This window comes from Candidatus Pseudomonas auctus, from assembly GCF_048654275.1.
Lineage (GTDB): Bacteria > Pseudomonadota > Gammaproteobacteria > Pseudomonadales > Pseudomonadaceae > Aquipseudomonas > Aquipseudomonas pharyngis.
This window is the reverse complement of sequence record NZ_JBJYZK010000017.1, coordinates 74,848-98,932: the sequence shown is the minus strand read 5'-3', so window position 1 is coordinate 98,932 and position 24,085 is coordinate 74,848. Positions and strand designations below refer to the sequence as shown.

Here is a 24,085-nt window from a genome sequence, read left to right as displayed (position 1 = left end):
TTTTTGTCAGCGATCCGAACGTAGCAATTCGCCGAAACCGACGTCCATCGACAACACGGCCGCGCGATTGCGGCCGGCGTTTTTGGCCTGATACAGCGCCGCATCGGCACGCTGGATGAACAGCTCAGGGCTGTCGTTGCCCAGTGGAATAAACGAGTAGCAGCCCAGGCTCACCGTCAGATAACCGGTGGGCGAGCCGCTGTGGGTGATGTGCTTGTCCATGACGCTGCGGCGGATCTGCCCGGCAATCGCCAGCGCGCCGTTGATGTCGGTGTCCGGCAGCAACACCGCGAACTCTTCCCCGCCATAGCGCACCGCCAGATCGGACTTGCGCTGGCAGCAGTTCTTCACCACCTGCGCGACCTGCGTCAGGCAATGGTCGCCGGCCACGTGGCCGTAGGCATCGTTGTAGCTTTTGAAGAAATCGATATCGAGCATGATCAGGCTCACCGGGCTCGACTGCCGCGCCCCCCGGGCAAACTCCACCTCCAGCGAGCGCTCGAACAGACGCCGGTTGGCCAGCCCGGTCAGGCTGTCGTGGGTGGCGATCTGCTCCAGCGTCCGCTGGGCCTTGCGCAGGTTTTTCTCGATCCGCTCGCCATCGCGCACCTGATGAATGAACACCCAGCCGAACAGCCCCACGCCGAGCATCACCAGCGCCACGATGACGCTGGACTGGAACGCCCGGTCATACCAACCCTGGAGGATCGTGTCCCGGGATGAAGACGCCGCGACCACCAACGGGTAGCTTTCCAGCTGCCGGTAACCATAAAGACGGGTGACACCGTCGACCACCGAATCGATCATCGCGGTGCCGGCGGCTGCATTGGGCAGCAACTTCTGGTAGATCTCGCCCTTGGCCAGCGAGGTGCCGATCAGGGCCTCGTCGAACGGCCGCCGGGCGAGCAAGGTGCCGTCGGTCAGGCCGAGGAACATGGTGCCGTTGTCGTCCAGGCTGAAGCTTTTGAAGAACCGGTCGAAGTAGGACATCTTGATCCCGGCCAGCAGCACACCCTGAAAATTGCCGGCGTGGTCGTTGACCCGTTTCGAGATCGGGATGATCCACTCGCCGTTCTCACGGCTGCGGATCGCCGGGCCGATGTGCGCCACGGCCGAGACGTTCTGCTGGTGAAACTTGAAGTACTCGCGATCCGCGACGCCATGGCCGCGCGGCAGATCCGCGAACGAGGTAATCACCCACTGCCCTTCGCGGTCGAACAGGAACATGCCGTGCAACTGCTCCAGTTGCTGCACCCGCCGCGCGAGGGTTTTCTGCAAACGCGGCTTCTGCTCCGCGCCATAACCATCGTCCTGAACCCAGTCGACCAGGCTGGTCAGCACCAGATCCGCTGCCAGAAAAGTGTCTTCAGCCTGCTGAGCCATGGCCCGGGTCAGGTTGGCCGACGACACCTGTGCGTTGGCCAGATCCTGGCGCCGCGACTGTTCGATCTGCAAATACAACAGGCCGGACAGGCTCAGACACACAGCCACGATGAACAACACCGCCGCCTTGCGCAGGGGCAAACGCTTGAGGGTGCCGCCGGGGGCCTGGTGCGGATCGTGAATGGGGATAGGCAAAAGCGTGTCCTGGGCAGGTACGACAGGGGCAAAAGCCCGAAACCCTTGTTTTTGTGAGCGTAGCCCACCGGGTTGTGTGGGGCAACCAAGCGCCACCGAGACAATCCCGACCCTGTTGCTATCGGCGCGCAGGGCAATTGGATGACCTGCGACGCGAATTATTTTTGCCTGCCCGTTTTCCTCGCTTTTACCCCCGGCTCGCCAACCGCCGCATTGCACTGTGCAGATGCGCCCGCGCACTTTCCGGATCGCCCTCGCGCATCTGCTCGTAGGCCCGTTGCGCAACCGCGTGCGGCACCGGTTTCAACACCCGTTGCGTGGCCATCGCCAGCAGTTGCACCTGCGCGGCACGCTCCAGGTAATACAGATCGTCCCAGGCTTCGGCGATGGTCGGCGCCCCAACGATCACCCCGTGATTCTTCAGAAACAGAATGTCGGCCTCGCCCATGACCCCGGCAATCCGGTCGCCTTCACGCTCATCCAGCGCCAGCCCGTTGTAATGCTCGTCCACCGCCGTGCGCCCGTAGAACTTCAGCGCGGTCTGACTCAGCCACAACAGCGGCGGCCCCTCCAGCAGGCACAACGCTGTCGCGTTCGGCATGTGCGTATGGAACGCGACCTTCACCCGAGGCAGCCGCTGGTGCAGGCGCGCGTGAATATAGAAAGCAGTCGCTTCCGGCTGACCCTCGCCGTCCACCACGTTGCCGGCGAAGTCGCAGACCAGCAGGTTATGCGCCGTCACTTCGGAAAACGCATAGCCGTACGGATTGACCAGAAACAGGTCATCGTGCCCCGGCAACATCGCCGAAAAGTGATTGCAGATCCCCTCCTCCAGCCCGTGGAGCGCCGCCAGTTGAAAGCACGCCGCCAGCTCTTGGCGAGCAGTGATGATGGCTTCGCTGTCGAGGTTCAACGAGCTGGAATGCGCGGGTCGGGCGCTGCCGGTCAGGGTATGGGCCATGGCGAAACTCCTTGATGACGGGCGAGGTTTCTTACCAGCCAAGGGACGAGAACAGCGGGAGCACTTCGTCCAGCGTGTTGAGGATCGCGTCGGGCCGATAGTCCGGCAGCAATTGACGACCGGTGCCGCGATCGATCCAGACGCAACGAAAATGCATATCGCGGGCCGCCGTGTGGTCGAGCATCGGGCTGGCGCAGATGTGCACTACCTGATCGCGGCTGACGCCCAATTGCTCATGAGCGTAGTCGAACAGCCGCGGCGCCGGTTTGTAGGCGCCGGCCTGCTGCGCGGTGATCACCCGGTCGATATGGCCGCCGAGTTGAGCGACGTTGCCGGCGATGATGTCGTCATCGGTGTTGGAGACGATGCACAGTTTGAAACCCTGGGCCTTGAGCTGCGCGAGGGTCTCGACGACTTCGGGAAACGGCGGCATCTGCGGGATCGCAGCGGCCAGGCGCTGGCTGTCTTCGCTGGCACTCGCCAGGCCCAGTTCTTCCAGAGCCAGTTGCAGGCCGAGAGTGCTCAGCTCGCGGAACGAGCGATGCGGTGGCGTTTGTTCCAAGCGATGTTCGTGGCGGTCATAAACCTCGATCAGGCGCCCGGCGTCGACCCGATGTTCGCCCTTCTCGCTGAGGATTCGCTCGGCCACGGCGCGCAGGCCTTCGTCCCATTGAATCAAAGTGCCGTAGCAATCGAAGGTCAGCCATTGCGGGCGCGGTGTGTTGATCAACGTCATGGGGGCATTCCTCTGCAAGTGAGGGCTTCAGCTTATGAACTCGGGGTGATAGTGTGAAATTAAATAAATAGCCAACCGTCAGTTGCCAAACAAATATCGAGACCGCCGCCATGCTGGATCTGGAACTGCTGAAAACCTTCGTCTGCGTGGTTGATGAAGGCAGCTTCACCCGCGCCGCCGAACGTGTCCACCGCACTCAATCCACGGTCAGCCAACAGGTGCGCAAACTCGAAGACCTGGTCGGCCACGCCCTGTTGTTGCGCGACCGCACCGGGTTGAACGTCAGCGTCACCGAGCACGGCGAACTGCTGATCCACTACGCTCGCCGCCTGCTGGCCTTGTCGGCCGAGGCCAGCGAAGCACTGGCCAGCGACGTGGATCTGGAAATCCTGCGCATCGGCATGCCGGAAGACTTCGACGCCCGACGCATGGCGCTGATCCTCGCCGGCTTCACCCGCAGCCACCCGCAAGCACGGCTGGAAACCGTCAGCGGCATGAGCCTCGACCTGCGCCAACGCCTCGACAGCGGCGAAATCGACATCGCCCTGATCAAACGCGAACCCGACAGCGGCCCCGCCTGGGCGACCTGGCCGGAGCGACTGGTGTGGGTCAAAGGCGTGGAATTCGATGCCTCCACTGGCGTGCTGCCGCTGGCGCTGTTTCCCCAGGGCTGCCTGTACCGACAACGGGCGATCCGCCTGCTCGACGTGGCGCAACGCCCCTGGCGAGTGGCCTTCGGCAGCCACAGCCTGACCGGCATTCAGGCGGCGGTCGCCTCCGGGCTCGGGGTTTCGGTGCTGCCGGCGTCGGCGGTGTTGCCGGAACATCGGGTGTGTACGGACTTGCCGCTGTTGCCACCGACGGAACTGGCGCTGGTCAGTCGCGAGGGGGTGTTGAGTGGATTGCAGCGGGGGTTGGTGGAGTTTTTGCGGGGAGAACTGGGGGTGGATGCGGGGGGATTTGCTTGAGGTTGATTGCAAAAAAACAGGCGCCCTTTTCAGGCGCCAGTTTTTATGGTCGGTCAACGCGATGGCGGTACTCGAATATCCCCCGCCCGGCACTGGGTTTTCACGCCCTTGCCGCAGGCGCCGAATTGCAGGTCCTTGCCCATGCACACGCGCACTTCCGAGAGTTCCGGGCCGTTGCAGATGACGGCGATGCCGTCTGACGGGATGCCCGGATTGCTCTTGCGGAACAGATCGGCAATTTCCTGCGCTTCGAAGTAATAGGAGCTACTGAACGGTTGCAGTTCTTCCGGGATTTTCACCGCCGCTACGGCCTTGTCCGCTTCGTCCAGATAACCCATGGCGCCGAGGCCGCTGCAGGTGCCGTGCTTGCTCCATTCGTGATCGAGGAGTTTTTTGGTCGGGAACAGCGTCAGGCCTTTGGCCGTTTCAGCAGCCGACAGGATGGTCAGCGGTGGGCAGGATTGCGGCCAGCCGCCCTTGGCGTATTGCGGCCACAGGCCATGCAGGACAAAACCGTAACCCTTGCCGGTGCATTGCGGGTCATCCTTGTGGGTCAGGCAAAAGGTCGGCGACCAGGACAACGTCAGGAGGTAGTAATCGAATACCCCCGCCACCGATTCCGCCTTGCTGGCGGACGACTGGCGTGCCGAACTCAGGCCGATGCTACCGACCGTCAGCGCAATCAGCGCCATAATTGTAAAAAGCTTTTTCATGTTCCCGTTCCTTGGGACGCGTGCGTCCGTGGTTTCTGTGGTCTGACCATCACTTGGCCAGACGCTGATTGAGTCATGCCCGTGTTGCAAGCGCATGACGCAGGGCAAAACCTGCATTACTTTGAAAGGACTACGATGATGTTGAAATCACCACAGGGAACCGACATGAGTAAAGCAGACGAACTCGCCGCGAAACTCAAACAAACCCGGCACACCCATGCTGACGAAATCACCTGCGCCGAACTGGAAATCGATTGCTGGCCGGCTCAGGTCTACGCCTTGTATCACCGTATCGAGGGCTGGTTGCAACCGGTCACCGAAGTAGGACTGAAGATTCGGCGCAATCCTACGCATGTTTGCGAATCTTCTTCGGATGGCGAGACCCACGACTACGCCATCGACCAGTTGATCATCGAAGCCAACCACCACAGCCTGACGTTCGATCCCATCGCCCGCTTCACCGAAGACGGCGCAGGGCGCGTGCAAATCGTCCTGCCGGGGCGCGAAGCATCGCTGCTGCGCACGGTCGATGAGCACGGTGAAAGCCATTGGTGGTTGCAGACGCTCGAAACCGGGCAACAGCTGGATGCGATTGCGTTGACGGAAAACAACCTGCTGCTGGTGGTCCAGGAAGGTCTCGGTCTGTAGGTTGAACCTGACGCAACTGTAATCCGCGCCTCAGCCTGCTGAAAGCTGCCGCTGGTTAGCCTCCCCGTCATTGGTCAAACGGGGACTTCCAGCGCATGCCTTCCACCACCTCAAGACGCACCTTCGTCAAAGGCCTCGCCGCCGGCGGTCTGCTCGGCGGCCTCGGTCTGTGGCGCACGCCGGTCTGGGCCTTGAACAGCCCCGGCCAGGTCAACGAGTTGAGCGGCACCGACTTCGAGCTGTTCATCGGCGAAACCCCGGTCAACTTCACCGGCCAGCCTCGCACCGCCCTGACCATCAACGGCAGCCTGCCCGGCCCGCTGCTGCGCTGGCGCGAAGGCGACACTGTGACGCTGCGGGTGCGCAACCGGCTCAAGGACAGCACGTCGATCCACTGGCACGGCATTCTGCTGCCGGCCAACATGGACGGCGTGCCGGGCCTGAGTTTCAAGGGCATCGAGCCGGGTGGCGTGTACGTCTATCAGTTCAAGGTTCGCCAGCACGGCACCTACTGGTATCACAGCCATTCCGGCTTGCAGGAGCAGGCCGGCGTCTACGGGCCGTTGGTGATCGACGCCCGGGAACCGGAGCCGTTCCAGTACGACCGCGACTACGTGGTGATGCTCAGCGACTGGACCGACGAAGACCCGGCCAGCCTGATGAAGACCCTGAAAAAACAGTCCGACTACTACAACTTCCACAAACGCACCGTCGGCGATTTCATCCATGACGTCGGCGAAAAAGGCTGGGGCGCCACCGTCGCCGATCGCACGATGTGGGCGCAGATGAAGATGAATCCCACCGACATCGCCGACGTCAGCGGTGCCACGTACACCTTCCTGATGAACGGCCACGCCCCGGATAACAACTGGACCGGCCTGTTCCGCCCCGGTGAAAAGCTGCGTCTGCGGCTGATCAACGGCTCCGCCATGACCTACTTCGACGTGCGTATTCCCGGCTTGAAAATGACCGTGGTCGCCGCCGACGGCCTGCACGTCAAACCGGTCAGCGTCGACGAGTTGCGCATCGCCGTGGCGGAAACCTATGACGTGATCGTCGAGCCCGCCGCCGACGCCTACACCCTGTTCGCCCAGGCCATGGACCGCACCGGTTACGCCCGAGGCACCCTCGCCACCCGGGCCGGTTTGTCGGCCCCGGTGCCGGCGCTGGACCCGCGACCGCTGGTGACCATGGACGACATGGGTATGGGCGGCATGAATCATGGTTCGATGGACATGAGCGGCATGGATCACTCGAGCATGAACATGGGCCCGATGCAGTCGCACCCCGACAGCGAAAAGGACAACCCGCTGGTGGACATGCAAGCCATGACCACTGCCGCGAAACTCGACGACCCTGGCCTTGGCCTGCGCGACAACGGGCGCCGTGTACTGAGCTACGCCGACCTGCGCAGCACCTTCGAAGACCCGGACGGCCGCGACCCGAGCCGCACCATCGAGTTGCACCTCACCGGCCACATGGAGAAATTCGCCTGGTCGTTCAACGGCATCAAGTTCTCCGACGCCGAGCCGCTGCTGTTGAAGTACGGCGAGCGCATCCGCCTGGTGCTGGTCAACGACACGATGATGACTCACCCCATTCACCTGCACGGCATGTGGAGCGATCTGGAAGACGAAAACGGCAATTTCCAGGTGCGCAAACACACCATCGACATGCCGCCCGGCACCCGTCGCACTTACCGCGTCACCGCCGATGCGCTCGGCCGTTGGGCCTATCACTGCCATCTCCTGTACCACATGGAAATGGGCATGTTCCGCGAAGTGCGGGTGGAAGAATGAGGATGCCGACCATGACTCGATTTGCCGCGCTTTCGTTGTCGCTTCTGTCGATGGCCCAGGCCTTCGCCGCCAGCGACATGCAGGGCATGGATCACAGCCAGATGGGCGATATGCAGAGCATGGACGACGGCATGATGCAGCCCGCCGCGCCGACCGAAAGCCGCACGCCGATTCCGGCGCTGACCGACGCCGACCGCGCCGCCGTGTTCACCAGCCACGCCGGACATCAGGTACACGACAGCGCCATCAACACGTACTTCCTCGCCGACAAACTCGAATGGCAGGACGCCGACGACGCCAGCACTCTGGCCTGGGACTTGTCCGGCTGGATCGGCGGCGACATCGATCGACTGTGGCTGCGCTCCGAAGGCGAACGCAGCAACGGCAAGACCGAAGACGCGGAAATCCAGGCGCTGTGGGGCCACGCGATTTCGCCGTGGTGGGACGTGGTCAGCGGCGTGCGCCAGGACTTCAAACCCGGCGCTCCACAAACCTGGGCCGCGTTCGGTTTGCAGGGCATGGCGCTGTACAACTTCGAAGCCGAAGCCACGGCGTTCCTCGGTGAAAACGGTCAGAGCGCGGTGCGGCTGGAGGGCGACTACGACATCCTGCTGACCAATCGCCTGATCCTGCAGCCCACCGCCGAACTCAACGTCTACGGCAAAAACGACCCGCAACGCGGGATCGGCTCGGGCCTTTCGAACACCGAAGCCGGGCTGCGTCTGCGCTATGAGATCCGCCGCGAATTTGCGCCCTACATCGGCGTGACCTGGAACCGCACCTACGGCCAAACCGCCGATTACGCACGGGAAGAAAGCGAGGATCGCAGCGAAGCGCGACTCGTCCTCGGCGTGCGGCTGTGGTTCTGAATCCCTTCAAAAAACAACACCGAGGTCTTGCATGCGCACATTGAAAATCTCCCTAGTCCTCGCCAGCGGTTTGCTCCTGAGCACCCTGGCCCAGGCCCATCCGAAACTGCTGTCGTCGACCCCGGCCGAAGGTGCCGACGGCGCGGCGCCCGGCAAGATCGAACTGCGTTTCTCGGAGGATCTGCTGACCCAGTTCTCCGGCGCCAAACTGGTGATGACCGAAATGCCAGGCATGGCCCACTCGCCGATGCCGATGAAGGCCAAAGTCAGCGCCGGCAGCGACCCGAAAACCATGCTCGTCACCCCGCTCACGCCCTTGCCGGCCGGCACGTACAAGGTCGAATGGCGCGCGGTGTCATCGGACACCCACCCGATCACCGGCAACGTCACGTTCAAAGTGAAGTGAGCGATGGCTGAACTGATCAATATCCTCCTGCGTCTGGCGTTGTATGTGGATTTGCTGCTGTTGTTCGGGCTCGCGTTGTTCGGGCTGTACAGCATTGACGCGGTGCTGCGGTTTCGGCCGATGCTGCGCGGGATGGCGTTGATCGGGGCGCTGCTGTCAGTGGCGGGACTGGTGCTGATGACCCGCGCCATGAGTGGCGAAACGGAGTTCGCGGCGCTGTGGCCGCACCTGCAAATGATGGTGCTGGAAACCGACGTCGGGCTGGCGTGGGCGCTGCGGATGATTGCGCTGATCGTCGTGATGATCTGGCCGGGATTGTGGCTGGCGTCGATGGCCGGCGCCGTCGCCCTCGCCTCCCTGGCCTGGAGCGGACACGGGGCGATGGATAACGCGTGGCACCTGCTCAGCGACATCCTGCACCTACTCGCGGCGGGTGCGTGGTTAGGCGCCATGCTCGCGTTGATCTTGATGGCGCGGCTCGACGCACTGTGCAGCGAAGCGCGCATTCGTTCGCTGGCGGATTCCGTCAAACGCTTCGAAGGCGTCGGTGCGGCGATTGTGCTGTTCCTCTCGGTCACCGGCGTGGCGAATTACCTGTTCATCGTCGGCCCGACACTGGGCGAAGTCCTGCTCGGCACCTACGGCATTCTGCTGGCGATCAAAGTTGCGTTGTTCGGGGGCATGCTGGTGCTGGCCGCGTTGAACCGCTTCCACCTCGGGCCGTTGCTCGAGCAATCTTTGCGCGCGGGGTAGCATCAAGTGGCGGCCAACGCCTTGCGTCGCAGCGTGGCATTGGAGCTGGTGATTGCGCTGTTGATCTTGGGACTGGTGGCGTGGCTGGGTACGTTGAGCCCGGAACCGGGGTGACACCCGGCAAACCCATTCACTACACTGGCCCGCACCTCCACTGCACAAGCCCGATCACAATGACAATTCCAAAAAGCACGATGATCTTCTGCGGCCTGCTGGCCATGGCCGGCGCCGCCCAGGCACAGGAACCGGCCTCGCACCTCGACACCATTCAGCAACAGGGCCAGTTGCGCGTCTGCACCACCGGCGACTACAAGCCCTACACCTTCAAACGCCCGGACGGCGGATTCGAAGGCATCGACATCGCCATGGCGCAAACCCTGGCCGACAGCCTCGGCGTCAAGGTCGAATGGGTACAGACCACCTGGAAAACCCTGATGCCGGACATGCAGGCCGGCAAATGCGACATCGGCGTCGGCGGCATCTCGGTGACCCTGGAACGCCAGAAAAAAGCCTTCTTCAGCAACACCCTCGACGTCGACGGCAAGATCCCGTTGGTGCGTTGCGCCGACCAGTCCAAATACCAGACCATCGACCAGATCAACCAGCCGAACGTGCGCTTGGTCGAACCCGCCGGCGGCACCAACGAAGCCTTCGTCCACGCCTTCCTCCCCAAGGCGCAGCTTGCGTTGCATGACAACGTGACCATCTTCGAACAACTGCTCGACAACAAGGCCGACGTGATGATCACCGACGCCTCCGAAGCCCTCTACCAACAAAAACTCAAACCCGGCCTGTGCGCCGTCAACCCGAGCCAGTTCATGCAATACGGCGAAAAAGCCTACCTGCTGCCGCGCGACGACATCAGCTGGAAACTCTACGTCGACCAGTGGCTGCACCTGAGCAAAGTCACCGGCAAATACCAGAAAGTCCTGAGCGAATGGATCGCCGTACCCGCGGCCCAGTAACCCTCAATCGTCATGCATCAGGCCGGAGCTGTACTGGTTGAAACTGTTACCGATATTGCTCCCGCCGAACTTCAACGTATTCACGTTCCGCGCCTCCGGCGACTGACAGTCGCTGGAGAAACAACTGGTGGTGGTCAAGCCACCGGAACCGGAGCAGGCGCTTAAAACCGAGACGGTTGCGACGATCAACAGCGCTTTGAGTGGATTGTTCATGCTGTGTGGCGCTCGGGTGGGATCGGGATCTTGTGGAGGGATCGTAGGCCTGTGTGGGTGGCGGGAAGATGAAACTTGCGGGGTTTTCAGCGGGGGTTCAGGTTCGGCCTTTCACAAAGGTTTACATCGGCTTTTCAGTTCGCTCGGTATAGTTTTTTGCAACTTGAGCAACCCAGAGAACCCGCAATGCCGTCGACCAGCCAGTTGGTAAATCCTGACCTGATAAAGATTCGACGGCTGTTCACAACGCCCCTCGCCAGCATCCAGTACCCCGATGCCGCAAAACTTAATTCCCAACTGAAAACCATCATCACAACCCGCATGGCGCAAGATCGCAGCGGCGCCCAGCGCAGCAACGACGGCGGCTGGCAGTCCGCGAACGACTTCCATGAATGGGGCGAAGAAGCCAGCGACGCTCTCGTGAAGTTCGCCAAAGCGTTCGCCGTGCAAATGACGGCAGTGCACAGCGAACAATTCGGACTGACCGAACCGAGTTTCGAATGGAAACTCAACGCCTGGGCCAACGTAAATACCGCCGGCCACAGCAACGCCCTCCACGGACATCCGGGCGCCTTCTGGTCAGGCGTCTACTGGGTGGACGCCGGCGGCCGGGAAGACGACCCGACCGTCGGCGGCGACCTGGAATTCGCCGACCCACGCGGCATGGTCGCCTCCACCTACAACCCCGCACTGCGAATGCGCGTCGAAGACTGCATAACCGCCGGTTTCAGCAGCACCTGCGCCGCCAGCAGCGGCACCTTCATCATGTTTCCGTCGTGGCTGATGCATTCGGTTCGACGGTTTGAAGGGACGAGACCAAGGATTTCGATTGCGTTTAATTTTGGTGCCTGAGGCACAGAAAATCAGCCCTCCGTGACAGAGGGCCGCAACGACCTACTTCGGCTCGACGTTATCCAGCGCCTGATTCACCGCCAAAGACCCCAACATCACCAACTGCGCAATGCCGATGGCGGTTTTGCGGTGGGCGGGTTCCAGGGAGGCGGCGAAGTTGTTGAGCATTTCGGAGGCCGATCCCAAGGATTCGCTGGCGTTGGCGAGCAGGGATTCGGTGTCGTAGGCCGGGTTGGCGAAGTACATCGGGTCATGTTGGGTGTGGCTGCCCATGATCCGTTGCTGTGGGGTGAGGTAGTGATCGAGGGCGCGTTCGGCGGCTTCGTTGAGGGTTCGTGAATCGGGGAATTTGTAGGGGGAGACTGGATCGGTTTCTGGTGGGTTGGGTGTTGGTTTGAACATGGAGTAACTCCCGACGGATAAGAGGTTAGGAGCCGCCACCTTCGCTACCAAACTAGGGTGGAGGCCATACGCAGGTTGGTAGACCGGCCGTCAGGAACCCCGGCGCATCCGAAGATGCCCTGCGCATGACCACCATAAAACGAAGGCACTGAAAGCCTCCGCAAGACAGTAGTCTTGTGCTTCTGACGGAATCCGGGCTACCAAACCCGATCACTGGTTTTCAGTGACCCAGGAACAATAAAACCCGCGTGCTAGAGGCACAAGCCGGCGGATTCTGTCTTAGGTGTAGGGGGTGGCGCAAGGATGTGTAGGGCCGAAGTAGTGTCAGAGAGCTTCGTTTAAACACACTCAAATTTTGCTGTTTAGATGGATAACCAACACCGCGCACGTCGCCGTCAGGCAACCACCAAAGCAACTCTGATACAGTCGGTGCCAGCTAATCCGTTGACAGGGAGTCAAAAATGGCAAAGCCCGCTGCACGCATCACCAATCCCACCGGCTCAAAGAAAAACCAATGCTTTTCTGGTTAGGTGACTGAAGAGTAGGTACACATACATCCGGACAGAAATAGAAAGCCAGTATAAAAACACTAGTTAATAATAAAACAACGAACAATAGATGACTTATTCATTCACAACCTATAAATCTAAAACAAACAAATTCGTCCTCTTCAGCATTTCTTTTCCTTCCTTTCACCATGGGTGTCAGGCACGACTCTTTCGTAGCCAGCGATGAGAAAAAAGGGTCGACGGGGCCATAATTGAAGAGCAAACCCTGAAGTTTAAAACTGCAGGGCGCGAGGCTTTCAACCTTGACTTGAGAGCGGATAATGATCGTACCCTTTTTCTCTTTTACACATCCCTTTTCTGCATTAAAGAATAGCCTATGAAAAATTTCTGCACGAGTTACCAATCTACATTACAGAAAAACAAAAACCTCGTTTAAATCGAGATACTTTTCCATTATCACTTAAAAACACCAACCGTCCCCTCCCAATTCAACGAATTGTATTCTTGCACTACACTACCCAACCCAAAACCAGCAAAATAATATGCACCGACATACACATACCTTCTTATATTCAAAAAACTGCACTGCTTTTCCGGCCAGACCAAACCAATAAAAGTATCAACAAGAACTACGTACTTCCTCAGCCATTGTTTTAAATCTTTCTCAGACGTTACGCACAACTGAACACTTCCTTTTGACTTCTTTATCGAAAAATAGGGCACAGGGCATAAGTCCACATGCAAAAAATCCAGAGTACGACAGAACGAACGCATAATTACGAAGAGTATCACAGCATCTTCATCCACGCTTGGACTTTCACCGCGTTCAAGCTTTTCCATATGAAGCTTTAAATTTTCACTTATAGTTTCAACCTCAGTAATAATCATCCAATATAACGCATCAGAGGCTTCATAGGCAGAAACTGAATCTGGCTTCGAATCTTTATAAATGACATTAAATAGTTTGTGCGGCAATGACAATGAAACTTTATGATCTACGTATTCCTCGCCTCGTGAAACAGGCAAGCTGCCTACTTTCTTTTCGACAAACGAGCATTTATCCACAAAATTTTTTTCGCGAGCATAGTACTCATCCAAAGAATTTTTCTTTTTTGCAAGGTCAATCTGGTTCAGCGCGGTAGATATCTGCTCTTGTGTTTGTATCGATCTATGGACACTTGTCACAATCGCAACCAAGGGAATCGACAATGAAAGGAGCCCAAGTGGTAGCTTGCTTATGGAAATGAACTCATTTAGTCCAGCCGCGTTCAATGACAATGAATATCCTTCCCAAGCATAACATCCAAAATATACAAACGAGATCAATGGAATTATTAGCCCACCCCAGAACATTCCTTGAGACAAAAGTGAAGAGTGATCAATTTTGTACCAGTCGCGCAACCAAAAAATAAAAACTACCGAAACTAAAAATACAACATAACACCAAATCCCAAACACAGAAATCTCCTTAATTTCGTATCAGCAGAACAATGGGGAAAAATTTACTTATCGCCCAAGGATCAAAAAATACATTCAACCCTTAATTCTTTATGAAGCAAACTCTTGACCAAACTTTTTTACAACAGCAACAGGGACTGATTTATTTAATTTTACAAAGACAAAAAAACCCGCCCCCCTTCTTCGCTTAGTCAAATTCGGCCTCTCATACGCGCGACTTTTCAAGCCATTGCGCTCAAGTTCCCCGGCCTGAATTACTACGTACCAGTTCAAGGTAGCGCCCTCTACCAATATTGGTGAGCAGATACCAGTCTGGTCCATAGAAGTTCGCATTGCAGGTAATCAGACCATTCTCTGAAAGCGACTCTAAAGCATGCTCCGTAGCATTTCTAGATAGGCCTACGCTTCGAATTATCAGATCAATATAAACTTCAACATCATTATCGATAGATCGTCCAACGAATAAAAAAACTGCGAGCTGCTCTGGGGTCAGCTCCAGAGAAGTATGCGCTGCCAGCCGGGCACTTGCACTATCTTTTAGTAGTAACCAAAGGAGTGTTACCACAAACCCTATCAGCGCAATAGTCTGCATAATTACAAGCCAAGTTGGCATATTCGTCTGCCCATTTAGCCAGTCCCAAAACAGCAAAAACCAGATACCCAGTTTAGACAGTACGGCCCCAAGCCCATCAGGAAACTTACCTTCCTTCACCAGCGAATCAGCCACAGGCGCTGCGATAACGCCGACTATAGCAGTCCCAGTACCCACCACCCATTTCCACAGTGCCATGTACCCCCCTCCCAAATGCTGAAAATGCGGACTGATTTATTTACCACTTTGTCCCCTATATGAAAAATCCGAAAAACAAGTCTGTCCTCATTACGTTTCATTACGTTTTGCGCACGCAGCAGCGCTATCAAACAACACCAGGGCAGATCTATTTAATCGTCTAAAAGACAACAAACAAATCCACCCTTTTCTGTGTATTAAAAAAAGTTTCAGAACCTTTTCGCTACACTAGCAACCTGCCGAGCATCCTCAGCTTTTTTTGTTTCATCGCCATCCCGCCAATAAACATCCCCATCGAAATAGGAAATATCTTGCTGAGGCTTGATCGTAATTACGATAACACCAAGCCCAAAATACGAATTATAGTCAATACTTGATAGAACAGACATTTTTAAAGGCTCTGAAAGCTTCGATTCAGAAATCGAACGTTTCCACTGCGTATAATAATCTTCGACACTGATCCCAAGCTTTTTGGCCTCTCTGGCAATCCCCACCACGAATCGGTGACCTACTTTGTTCGGCACAATATTGTCTAGACGGGCAATTTTTTGCGCATCAACTTTTTTATCAGTGACACCGAGAATCAACTTACCCATTTGCTTTGGGCCATTGTTAGCGATGGCGCAAATAGTTTTCAGTACTTTAGTAATCAGGTTTTTATCTAGTTTTCGATCAGCACCAAGCGAGAGCATCCCCTGCTTCAATTCATAGCTTGGCAATTCAATCTCAGAGCGTTTTATAAGCGCATCAATGTCGGCAGTAGCGTGATCGCCATAAATTGGCTCAAAGTCGCCAGCATCAACAAAAAACGACTCAATCAACATCTTGATGGTATTGACGTTGATTCGTCGTTCCTGTGGCGATGTAGATTTTTTACTAGTTTCAACTCGCTCATTTAAATTTGTTATGATCTTTCTAATTCCCGCATAGTCGGAAATTCGCTTCTTCTCCTTAAAAACCAACTCATGCACGGCGATCATAATCACAGCAAAAAAAGAAGGAAACGCATTTGTTGTCTTTGTTTTAAATACGATATTTCTGAGCTTGTTAGGAGGCGAAACTTGACACACTTGCAGTATTTCATCTACACAATGTTTAAATTCTTTAGCGAAACGCTCCGCGCCGTAAACCTCCATAGCATTCATTATCTGATTGCTCTCGGGAGTATCAAAATTATAGATCTTATCCAGAGCATCCTTAGATCTTTCAATCAAATCAGGACCGACTATACAAGCAGCGATGTCAGCGATGCATTGCTCATCCATACTGTCCCTTAGGTCTGTTGACTTCAGTATCCCTTGATTGACCCAAAAAACTTCATCGGCCTGAATTTCATATCCATGCTTGGTTTTCGGCAAGTCAATACTTATCGCTGGCATAGATCGCAAAACTAAAGTATCAGAGGACTCATCGCCCCTTAAAGTACATGCGATCAAACGCACCATATTCGAAAAATCGTTCTGCACTCCTGCTTGCCGCCGCTCCTGATCGCTTAACCGGTGGCCATATGTGTTAATTCGATCAAAAACATCATTTATCTCAGCATCGGTTGCTTGGCGCATCACTGACAAAGCCAGTGGATAGTCAAGAAGAGTGCTAACCTGTTTCTGCGTTATATAATTCTCTGAGACTTCAGCAACGAACTCGCCTTCTACTGAGTATGCTAGGGCAGTTGGAAAAAAATTCAGATCAAACAACTCATCTTCTAAAGTAGGGAACGCAGTCTCAATAAACGATACAATTGCGTGCAAGCGTTGAAGCCCATCAATAATTTCATAAGTACCGGCTTCCTCCTCTCTTTCCGCGATCAAAATTGCAGGAATTGGATATTTCTTCAGAATAGACTCAACAAGCTTCTGCTTCTCCTCCAACGTCCAAACCAACTTTCTTTGATAACGCCGATTAACATACAACTTATCCTCTCGATACCATGTATAGACTGATTGAATCGGAGTCTGCTGCGAAGCTAATTCTGCCATTTCCACTCATACCTTTATTTATTAAAATACATAACATTTAGACTCTGCCGAGCATAATAAAAAACATGGGAAAGGGGACGGATTCATTTACCGCCCACAAATCAAAAACTGCCCAGTTTAAATTTCACCTATCAAAAACTTTCAACAGGCTTCTTAGCCTCAGCAAAAACCTTATTCGCCTCTAAACGCGGAAACGTAAACCGAATAAGCAACCCCGCATCCGCCCCCTGCCCCGCAAGCAACAACTCCGCGGACCGAGTATTTTCAGGCGCTGCAGCCAACGCGCTAACAGCATTAGGCTGCCCTTTGGCATTGACTCCTTCAAGAAAGGTATAGGTCAAATTCCCACCCGCCAGACCGACTTGCTCAAAGTTAGTAATCTTCGCCGAGAACTCTTCTCTGCTTTTTGCCTTTCGAGTGGTGTCAACCAAATCTAAAACCGATTTATCGTCACTCATGGAAACCAGCGTGAATGATTTGGAAAGCCCCGCGATGGCTTTGACGTACAGGTTCTGATCAAACGGGCTGATGAGTGAAACCATCATCAGCTTGTCACCGGAAAAGATCAGCGCGACGGTGAATTTCTCTTCCAGGAAATCCACATCGTCGATGCACCTCGCGGTTCCGCCGACGTCTTCGGAGCAGTCGTAGTAACCGGCAGCTTCGGTGAATTTTGCGAGTGGGGTTTGGTAGACGTAGTTCTTGAACAGCTTTTCTTCGGCGAAAGCCCCTTGAGCGGAGGCAAGCAGGGCGCCGGCGACGAGAACAGATGATGCGAGTTTTTTCAGCATGGGATCCCTTCCTCACTCTTGTTGATAGCCCGATGCTATCAGTCCATTTCATGGATGTCTTGCTTAATCCCACACTTGATGAGGTTGTATTTCCGCCGGATATCACTGAGCCCAACCGGTCATTCCTGATAAACTCCCCCACCTCCCAGCCACACCGATTCCGTACCCCCAATGCCCCCAATCACCGCCACACCCGCCCCACTCTCCCGCCGTTTCTCCGTCGCGCCGATGATGGATTGGACTGACCGTCATTGCCGGTACTTCCTACGCATCCTGTCGAAAAACGCCCTGCTCTACACCGAAATGGTCACCACCGGCGCTCTGCTCAACGGCGATCACGAGCGTTTCCTCCGTCACAACGAAGCCGAGCATCCGCTGGCGTTGCAGTTGGGCGGTAGTGTTCCCCTGGACCTGGCCGCTTGCGCACGCATGGCGCAGGAGCACGGTTACGACGAGGTGAATCTGAACGTTGGCTGCCCGAGTGATCGGGTGCAGAACAATATGATTGGTGCGTGCCTGATGGGGCATCCGCAGTTGGTGGCGGATTGCGTGAGGGCGATGCGTGATGCGGTGTCGATTCCGGTGACCGTGAAGCATCGGATCGGGATCAATGGGCGGGACAGTTATGAGGAGCTGTGTGATTTCGTCGGCACGGTGCGGGATGGCGGGTGCACCAGTTTTACGGTGCATGCGCGGATTGCGATTCTGGAGGGGTTGTCGCCGAAGGAGAACCGTGACATTCCGCCGTTGCGTTATGACGTGGCGGCGCGGTTGAAGGCGGATTTTCCGGAGCTGGAGTTCATTCTGAACGGCGGGATCAAGACGATGGAGGCCTGCCATGAGCATTTGCAGACCTTTGACGGGGTGATGCTGGGGCGCGAGGCGTATCACAATCCTTATCTGCTGGCCGAGGTGGATCAGCAGTTGTTTGGCAGCAGCGCGCCGGTGATCAGCCGGGCCGAGGCGCTGGCGCAGTTGCGGCCTTATATAGCCGAGCATTTGCTGGCCGGCGGCGCGATGCATCACATCACCCGGCATGTGCTGGGCCTGGGCACCGGGTTTCCGGGGGCGCGCAAGTTTCGTCAGTTGTTGTCGGTGGATATCCACAAGGCCAAGGATCCGCTGGCGTTGCTGGATCAGGCGGCGGAGTTGCTGGCGGGTCGTTGATCGATGCTTTGAATATGCGGGCAACGAATGACTGTTGCCCGCTGATGTAATTCTTTTGATGTACTGACAGGATGTCTTTTGTTTATGCCCGCGTTGAATTTCTCTGGTTTCAAGCGTTGCACCCTCCTTGCCTTGTTTTGCGCCACGCCTAATGCCCAGGCCCACTGCGACGGGCTGTGTCTGGGTAACACCGATACGCCATGGGAGGTGACCAAGTTGTCTGGTTTCTCGCTTGCTTCCCTGCTGCTCACACCTTTTACAGCCTCGCAAGAAACCACCGACAGCCATAAACGCGTTTACTCCCCCGAGGAGCTGCAAGACGCGCGGCTTTATCTAGCCAGCGACGGCATGCTGAAGGCTGCGTATTTCACGTCAGCCTTGCAGCGGTTTCGTCATGAATCGCCCGATACCGAGTTAAGCGACCTCGCCGTCGCTGCACTGATCAGCAGTCAATGATCAGGCGGCTGCGGCCGCCGTCCAGTTGACCCAACCAAATTGCCAAGTGGCGAGGATCAGCAAGCCGAAGGCAATGCGGTACCAGGCGAAGGTGGCGTAGCTGTGGTTCGCAATGAACTTCAGCAGGCCGCGCACGGCGATCATCGCGAAGATGAACGCTACGACGAAGCCCAGGGCGAAGACCGGCAGGTCGCTGCTCTGGAACAGTTCGCGGTACTTGTAGCCGGAATACACTGCGGCACCGACCATGGTCGGCATCGCCAGGAAGAACGAGAACTCCGTGGCGGCTTTGCGTGACAGGCCGAACAGCAGACCGCCGATGATGGTGGAACCGGAGCGCGACGTGCCTGGAATCATCGCCAGGCACTGTACGCAACCGATCTTCAGGGCGTCGGCCCACTTCATGTCGTCCACATGGTCGACGCTCACTACATGATCGCGCTGCTCGGCCCACAACATCACGATGCCGCCCACGACCAATGCGACGGCAACGGTGATCGGGTTGAACAGGTATTCATGAATCGTGTCGGCGAATAAAACGCCGAGAATGACTGCCGGGAAAAAGGCGATCAGCAAATTGCGGGTAAAACGCTGTGCATTGCTTTGGGTCGGCAGGCCTTTGACGATCTCGAAGATCTTCGGGCGAAACTCCCAGACCACGGCCAGAATGGCGCCCAGTTGAATAATGATGTTGAACGCCATGGCGCGTTCACCGCCGAATTCCAGCAAGTCGGCAACGATAATCTGGTGGCCCGTACTGGAAATGGGCAGGAACTCGGTCAAGCCTTCTACCGCCCCAAGAATCAGCACCTTGAACAAGGTCAGTAAATCCATTAATCCTCCGTCAGAGCGCTCTTTGCGGGCGCCCTGTTAAATGCATTCAGGCATTGAGTATCTGAAGTAAAACAATTGGCAGATGAACACCCATTGCCCGACTCGGGGACGGAGAATATGTCTTATCAAAAGCCACACTCAAGGCATGTTAATAAACGTCCGTGTGTGAACTTGTCGACGTTATAGCCAAAAGACAGGCCTCCCCATAAAATGTGACCCACCTCACACTGCTCTGATACGTATGCAGTTGAGTGATGGCCAAGGGACATAAAAACAGCTCGCGATAATTACAAAATAGTGGCACCATTCCATATTGCCACCATCTAACGGCCTCAATTCCGTTAGTTCACAGCCCCGAAAAAATCAACTAAAAGCTTGAATCGCTTAATTATTGTTAGAAAACTCGGGAGCCACGTCTAAAATTCGTCCAAATGTTACCAATTGTCAGTCACAGATGAGAACCGGTGCTTTAACATCCCGATGTCAGCACCTTTTCGAGTCAATGCATGATGCTCACAGGTAACTTAGCGACTAGAAGCCCGCGCCGCACAAGCGACGAACCAGGTGTTCTCACCCTGGGTCGTACCCGTGGCGTGGCTGAACACTTTAGCGCGCTAATCGCAAAGCATGTGCAGAGCGGTGTGGCTGTTGAAGCCGACGCCTACATTAGTTTATATCAGCACAACGAATATCACGGCCTGTATCGGGCGATCTTCATTATCATCGACAGCCCTCAGGCACTCGAAGATAACCTTGCGCTGGTGGAAAACCTGCGCAACGACAACTTGAAGCCGATTATTTGTGCAGTGATCACAGGTCGCGGCGCCCACAACAAGATCAAGTACTTTCTGGCCGGTGCCGACTTCTGTATCAAACTCAATACCTTGTCCGATGAAAGCGCGGAATTGCTGGGTGAGTTCTTCGACAGCGAAGAATGGCAGCGGGATATCAGCCTGGTGCTGGACCCCACCCGCATCTGCCTCTCGGACACCAGCAAGAAACTGGATATCTCCTTTGCCGAAATGAAGATCCTGCAAGCCTTTGCGCAGACCGGCAATCACATTCTCAGCCACGATGAAATCGCCAGCATCATGGGGCTGAACACCCAATTCTACGACCCTCGAGCGCTGGAAAAATCCATCAGCCGCTTGCGTGGGAAAATCAAGGACGTGTACGGTACGAACGCCATACAGAGCATTCGCGGGTATGGCTATCGTCTGATGAGGGGGTTGATCTCAACTCCTTGATTCAGGGAAAACACTCTTTTGCAGCATACGAGGGAACGTCTGATGCAACGCTTCAAACATCCGCTTTCTCATAGTTTTAACCGCGTCACATATCTAATAAAAAGCTGTCAATTGCATGAGCGCTGCAACACTTAAACATAACAATAAACCATTACTCTAACGCAGACCGAGTGGAACTTATCGAGGCCATCTTTGGGCCCAGACCCTGCCTGATCGATTAATTCCGAGGAAAACATTGCTCGCCTGCCATTATTTTTTCGCCAAATTTGGTGTGTACTTTAGGAGAGAGACATGGAAACCAGCACGACCCTCCCAAGAAAATACTTTGTTGTCGTGACTAACAGCTCAGCGTCGCAGCGCGAACTCGAGAGCATTCTCTCCAGTGAGCGTTTCAATTCGTTTGGCACGTCTCAGGCACAAATGTTTATTGAAGGTGTTGCTTCGCCCTCTTCCACTCCGATGCTGATGGAGTTCACTTACCCACGCGGCACAAGGAAGCATGTCGCACGTAGCATCGAACATGATACCCAGCGCATATTGGCCACCCTCGAATCGGAATGGCTGGCAGCACAATCGGCGCATTCATTCCACAATTCCACGGCCATGTCCGAAAACCCCGCTGATACTTCCCGAACGATCGAATCCGACGCGCCCTGCACCCAAGCCTGGCATCTGGACAATGATCAGGGTGCATTGACGAAAGAAGGCGTCGAGATCAGTCTCACCGGGCTTGAAACCGCACTGGTCCGCAAGATGCTGCACCATGAAGATCGCGTTGTCAGTCGCGACGATCTGATTCTCAGCATCGGCCGCGAGCCGGAGCAATACCGGGGACTGGAAATGTGCCTGAGCCGTCTTCAAGACAAATTCAAGAACGCCAGCAACGGTGAACGATTGTTTCGTGCCGTGCGCAATCGCGGTTATTGCCTGATCCAGGAAGTTGTTGCCTAAACAACATCCCCCACTACAAGACAAACAGATACAAGTGCGATTACAAAAATAAAAAAGCACTCTGTTTGGTTTCACCCCTCCCTGGTTATACCCGCCTCCTGACCCCACCTACGATAGCAAACACAATATTGATTATTCACCCCCTGCCTTTCGACCTTTTCTAACGTTTGCATATTGGAAATTTAAATAAGTTGGCACTGTGCCATCTTGTTAGAACTCGTCAGACAGCATCCCCGGCAATAACTTAGTCTATTGACTGACGACAGTTCCGCATTCCGGCGTTGTTACCTCAGGACACTGGCTCAAACAACAATAACAAGTCTCTTAACAACTCGGTTTTCTACTGTCGAAACCTGAATGGACGTCTTTTGGGGATATCGTATGGATCTTTCTCTTCGTATTAATCGAAACACCGGCCTCAAGGGACTGACCTTTTGGGGCCAATGGGCGCTGGCACAGAGTTTCATTGTTTCCCTGTTGTTCATACTGGCCGAACAGCACACGGGCACCGTCGAGTTCTACTATCGGATGTGCACGATCCTGGCCGTACTGGCCTCGGTGCCGGCTTATACCTTCAGCGGCGCGTATCGAAAGCGAGACAATTACCTGACCGGGCTGGGTCGACTGTTCATGGGCTGGTTCATGACCATGGCCGGGCTGGCGTTCATCGCCTTCATCTGCAAGGCCGATGCGCTGTTCTCCCGCCAGGTCATCCTTGAGTGGGCGGTGTACGGTTTCCTCGGTCAGGCGCTGTTGTACGCACCGCTGCATGCGTTCTCGAAGTTCTACCAGCGGTCGCGCAAAAGCGAACACAAGACCCTGATCGTCGGCACCGGCGAACTGGCGTTGGGTCTGGCGAAGAAGTTGAGCCAGCATGAAAACCTGCCGCTGGTCGGCCTCGTCAGCAACGGCGATACCCCGTCGCTGGAAGCGGACGCCCCGCGCGTTGTCGGCGCTCAGGACGAACTGCTTGAGCTGATCCAGAACCACGACATCCGCCGCTTGTACATCACGCTGCCGCTGTCGGAAGCCGCCAAGATCGAAGCCATGTATGTGGACTTGCTGGATGCCAACGTTGACGTGGTCTGGGTGCCGGACCTGAACAGCCTGACGCTGCTCAACCACTCGGTGAAAGTCGTGGACGGTCTGCCGGCGATCTACCTCAACGAAAGCCCGCTGACCAGCCGCCCGACCGCTGCGCTGAGCAAGAGCCTGGTGGAGAAAGCCGTCGCCCTGCTGGCGATCATCCTGTTGAGCCCGGTGCTGCTGGCCGTGGCCCTGGCGGTGAAGCTCAACTCGCCGGGCCCGGTGTTCTTCAAGCAAGATCGCCACGGCTGGAACGGCAAGGTGATCAAGGTCTGGAAATTCCGCTCGATGCGCGTTCACGATGACCGTGACGTCAAGCAGGCCAGCCGCAACGATTCGCGCATTACCGCGGTCGGTCGCTTCATCCGTCGCACTTCGCTGGATGAGCTGCCGCAACTGTTCAACGTGCTGCAAGGGCACATGGCACTGGTCGGCCCACGTCCGCACGCCGTGGCGCACAACAACTACTACTCGGGCAAGATCCTCGCCTACATGGCCCGCCACCGAATCAAACCGGGTATCACTGGCCTGGCGCAGATCAGCGGTTGCCGGGGTGAGACAGACACCCTCGACAAGATGGAAAAGCGTGTTGAGATCGACCTGAAGTACATCAATAACTGGTCGCTGTGGCTGGATCTGAAAATTCTGGTGAAGACGCCGTTTACGCTGTTGTCGAAGGATATTTACTGAGACGCAGCGCTTGAGAAGGCAACACCGCAAGGGGACGAAAGTCCCCTTTTTTGTGGGCGGGATTTGGGGGTTGGTCGGGGCTATGAAACCCAAGAGTGACAGATCCTCTGATGTCGCCTGAACAGACGCCTTCGCGGGCAAGCCCGCTCCCACAGGGATTAGGGGAATGCTGAAGATTGCGACCTCACCCGATAACCTGTGGGAGCGGGCTTGGTCCGGGCGGCGATCCGACGAAAGCGCCGGATCATTCAACATCAGGTTTGA

The 24,085-nt window shown here is 55.9% G+C and carries 23 protein-coding genes and 1 pseudogene; 13 read left to right on the top strand and 11 right to left on the bottom strand.

The window, feature by feature from the left end; all coding sequences use genetic code 11:
- Positions 1–6: 6 nt before the first annotated feature.
- The 3 genes from ACKUG4_RS25265 to ACKUG4_RS25255 form a co-directional block, all read right to left on the bottom strand.
- On the bottom strand, positions 7–1,578 hold the full coding sequence (locus ACKUG4_RS25265; RefSeq protein ID WP_074689194.1) for a sensor domain-containing diguanylate cyclase: 1,572 nt from the start codon (positions 1,576–1,578) through the stop codon (positions 7–9).
- Positions 1,579–1,765: 187 nt separating this feature from the next.
- Positions 1,766–2,539: an aldolase gene (locus tag ACKUG4_RS25260; protein WP_445435077.1), complete on the bottom strand. Its 774-nt coding sequence runs from the start codon at positions 2,537–2,539 to the stop codon at positions 1,766–1,768.
- Between the two features lie 31 nt (positions 2,540–2,570).
- Entirely contained in the window at positions 2,571–3,275 is a 705-nt protein-coding gene (locus ACKUG4_RS25255) for a haloacid dehalogenase type II (protein ID WP_236191539.1), read from the bottom strand.
- Positions 3,276–3,385: 110 nt separating this feature from the next.
- Between ACKUG4_RS25255 and ACKUG4_RS25250 the strand changes: the two genes are divergently transcribed.
- Positions 3,386–4,243: a LysR substrate-binding domain-containing protein gene (locus tag ACKUG4_RS25250; protein WP_445435076.1), complete on the top strand. Its 858-nt coding sequence runs from the start codon at positions 3,386–3,388 to the stop codon at positions 4,241–4,243.
- 53 nt (positions 4,244–4,296) lie between these two features.
- Here the strand turns inward: ACKUG4_RS25250 and ACKUG4_RS25245 are convergent, their stop codons facing one another.
- Positions 4,297–4,956 (bottom strand): ribonuclease T2, encoded by a 660-nt coding sequence (locus ACKUG4_RS25245; protein WP_445435075.1) that lies wholly within the window; start codon positions 4,954–4,956, stop codon positions 4,297–4,299.
- Between the two features lie 165 nt (positions 4,957–5,121).
- Here ACKUG4_RS25245 and ACKUG4_RS25240 point away from each other — a divergent pair, with 165 nt between their 5' ends.
- The 6 genes and pseudogenes from ACKUG4_RS25240 (at position 5,122) to ACKUG4_RS25215 (ending at position 10,396) form a co-directional block, all read left to right on the top strand.
- The gene (locus ACKUG4_RS25240; RefSeq protein ID WP_064598036.1) at positions 5,122–5,604 is read left to right on the top strand and encodes a hypothetical protein; all 483 of its coding nucleotides are present in this window, start codon (positions 5,122–5,124) and stop codon (positions 5,602–5,604) included.
- A gap of 95 nt (positions 5,605–5,699) precedes the next feature.
- A complete protein-coding gene (locus tag ACKUG4_RS25235; RefSeq protein WP_445435074.1) occupies positions 5,700–7,403 on the top strand; it encodes a copper resistance system multicopper oxidase in 1,704 nt (567 codons plus the stop codon).
- An 11-nt stretch (positions 7,404–7,414) separates the two neighbouring features.
- Positions 7,415–8,272, top strand: a complete 858-nt coding sequence (locus ACKUG4_RS25230; RefSeq protein WP_445435073.1) for a copper resistance protein B — start codon at positions 7,415–7,417, stop codon at positions 8,270–8,272.
- Positions 8,273–8,303: 31 nt separating this feature from the next.
- Complete coding sequence (copC, locus tag ACKUG4_RS25225; protein ID WP_445435072.1) at positions 8,304–8,678, top strand: copper homeostasis periplasmic binding protein CopC; 375 nt, start codon at positions 8,304–8,306, stop codon at positions 8,676–8,678.
- Between the two features lie 3 nt (positions 8,679–8,681).
- Positions 8,682–9,545, top strand: a pseudogene (gene copD / locus ACKUG4_RS25220) (copper homeostasis membrane protein CopD).
- A gap of 59 nt (positions 9,546–9,604) precedes the next feature.
- Positions 9,605–10,396: a transporter substrate-binding domain-containing protein gene (locus ACKUG4_RS25215; RefSeq protein ID WP_172829495.1), complete on the top strand. Its 792-nt coding sequence runs from the start codon at positions 9,605–9,607 to the stop codon at positions 10,394–10,396.
- Between the two features lie 3 nt (positions 10,397–10,399).
- On the opposite strand, the gene ACKUG4_RS25210 is transcribed toward ACKUG4_RS25215, so the two are convergent.
- On the bottom strand, positions 10,400–10,609 hold the full coding sequence (locus ACKUG4_RS25210) for a hypothetical protein (RefSeq protein WP_064380963.1): 210 nt from the start codon (positions 10,607–10,609) through the stop codon (positions 10,400–10,402).
- A gap of 186 nt (positions 10,610–10,795) precedes the next feature.
- On the opposite strand from ACKUG4_RS25210, the gene ACKUG4_RS25205 reads away from it, so the two are divergent.
- The gene (locus tag ACKUG4_RS25205) at positions 10,796–11,461 is read left to right on the top strand and encodes a TIGR02466 family protein (protein WP_103387146.1); all 666 of its coding nucleotides are present in this window, start codon (positions 10,796–10,798) and stop codon (positions 11,459–11,461) included.
- Positions 11,462–11,503: 42 nt separating this feature from the next.
- Here ACKUG4_RS25205 and ACKUG4_RS25200 read toward each other — a convergent pair whose 3' ends face one another.
- The 5 genes from ACKUG4_RS25200 to ACKUG4_RS25180 all read right to left on the bottom strand — a co-directional run bounded on the left by ACKUG4_RS25200 (position 11,504) and on the right by ACKUG4_RS25180 (position 17,390).
- Positions 11,504–11,863 (bottom strand): DUF6124 family protein, encoded by a 360-nt coding sequence (locus tag ACKUG4_RS25200; RefSeq protein ID WP_085608241.1) that lies wholly within the window; start codon positions 11,861–11,863, stop codon positions 11,504–11,506.
- A 965-nt stretch (positions 11,864–12,828) separates the two neighbouring features.
- Positions 12,829–13,830, bottom strand: coding sequence for a hypothetical protein (locus tag ACKUG4_RS25195; RefSeq protein WP_445435071.1), 1,002 nt, complete (start codon positions 13,828–13,830; stop codon positions 12,829–12,831).
- A gap of 235 nt (positions 13,831–14,065) precedes the next feature.
- Positions 14,066–14,620, bottom strand: coding sequence for a hypothetical protein (locus ACKUG4_RS25190; RefSeq protein ID WP_445435070.1), 555 nt, complete (start codon positions 14,618–14,620; stop codon positions 14,066–14,068).
- Positions 14,621–14,829: 209 nt separating this feature from the next.
- The gene (locus ACKUG4_RS25185) at positions 14,830–16,599 is read right to left on the bottom strand and encodes a GmrSD restriction endonuclease domain-containing protein (RefSeq protein ID WP_445435069.1); all 1,770 of its coding nucleotides are present in this window, start codon (positions 16,597–16,599) and stop codon (positions 14,830–14,832) included.
- Positions 16,600–16,730: 131 nt separating this feature from the next.
- Positions 16,731–17,390 carry a hypothetical protein gene (locus ACKUG4_RS25180; RefSeq protein ID WP_445435068.1) on the bottom strand — a complete coding sequence of 220 codons (660 nt, stop codon included), beginning with the start codon at positions 17,388–17,390 and terminating at the stop codon, positions 16,731–16,733.
- Positions 17,391–17,561: 171 nt separating this feature from the next.
- Here ACKUG4_RS25180 and dusA point away from each other — a divergent pair, with 171 nt between their 5' ends.
- Complete coding sequence (gene dusA, locus ACKUG4_RS25175; RefSeq protein ID WP_445435067.1) at positions 17,562–18,557, top strand: tRNA dihydrouridine(20/20a) synthase DusA; 996 nt, start codon at positions 17,562–17,564, stop codon at positions 18,555–18,557.
- 84 nt (positions 18,558–18,641) lie between these two features.
- Positions 18,642–19,013, top strand: a complete 372-nt coding sequence (locus ACKUG4_RS25170; RefSeq protein WP_445435066.1) for a DUF2388 domain-containing protein — start codon at positions 18,642–18,644, stop codon at positions 19,011–19,013.
- Here ACKUG4_RS25170 and ACKUG4_RS25165 read toward each other — a convergent pair whose 3' ends face one another.
- On the bottom strand, positions 19,014–19,847 hold the full coding sequence (locus ACKUG4_RS25165) for an undecaprenyl-diphosphate phosphatase (protein WP_007951638.1): 834 nt from the start codon (positions 19,845–19,847) through the stop codon (positions 19,014–19,016). It abuts the gene before it with no gap.
- Between the two features lie 506 nt (positions 19,848–20,353).
- Between ACKUG4_RS25165 and ACKUG4_RS25160 the strand changes: the two genes are divergently transcribed.
- The 3 genes from ACKUG4_RS25160 to ACKUG4_RS25150 all read left to right on the top strand — a co-directional run bounded on the left by ACKUG4_RS25160 (position 20,354) and on the right by ACKUG4_RS25150 (position 23,821).
- On the top strand, positions 20,354–21,094 hold the full coding sequence (locus ACKUG4_RS25160) for a winged helix-turn-helix domain-containing protein (protein ID WP_445435065.1): 741 nt from the start codon (positions 20,354–20,356) through the stop codon (positions 21,092–21,094).
- Positions 21,095–21,385: 291 nt separating this feature from the next.
- Positions 21,386–22,045 carry a winged helix-turn-helix domain-containing protein gene (locus ACKUG4_RS25155; protein ID WP_039772761.1) on the top strand — a complete coding sequence of 220 codons (660 nt, stop codon included), beginning with the start codon at positions 21,386–21,388 and terminating at the stop codon, positions 22,043–22,045.
- A 381-nt stretch (positions 22,046–22,426) separates the two neighbouring features.
- On the top strand, positions 22,427–23,821 hold the full coding sequence (locus ACKUG4_RS25150) for an undecaprenyl-phosphate glucose phosphotransferase (protein ID WP_064598067.1): 1,395 nt from the start codon (positions 22,427–22,429) through the stop codon (positions 23,819–23,821).
- Positions 23,822–24,085: the final 264 nt, after the last annotated feature.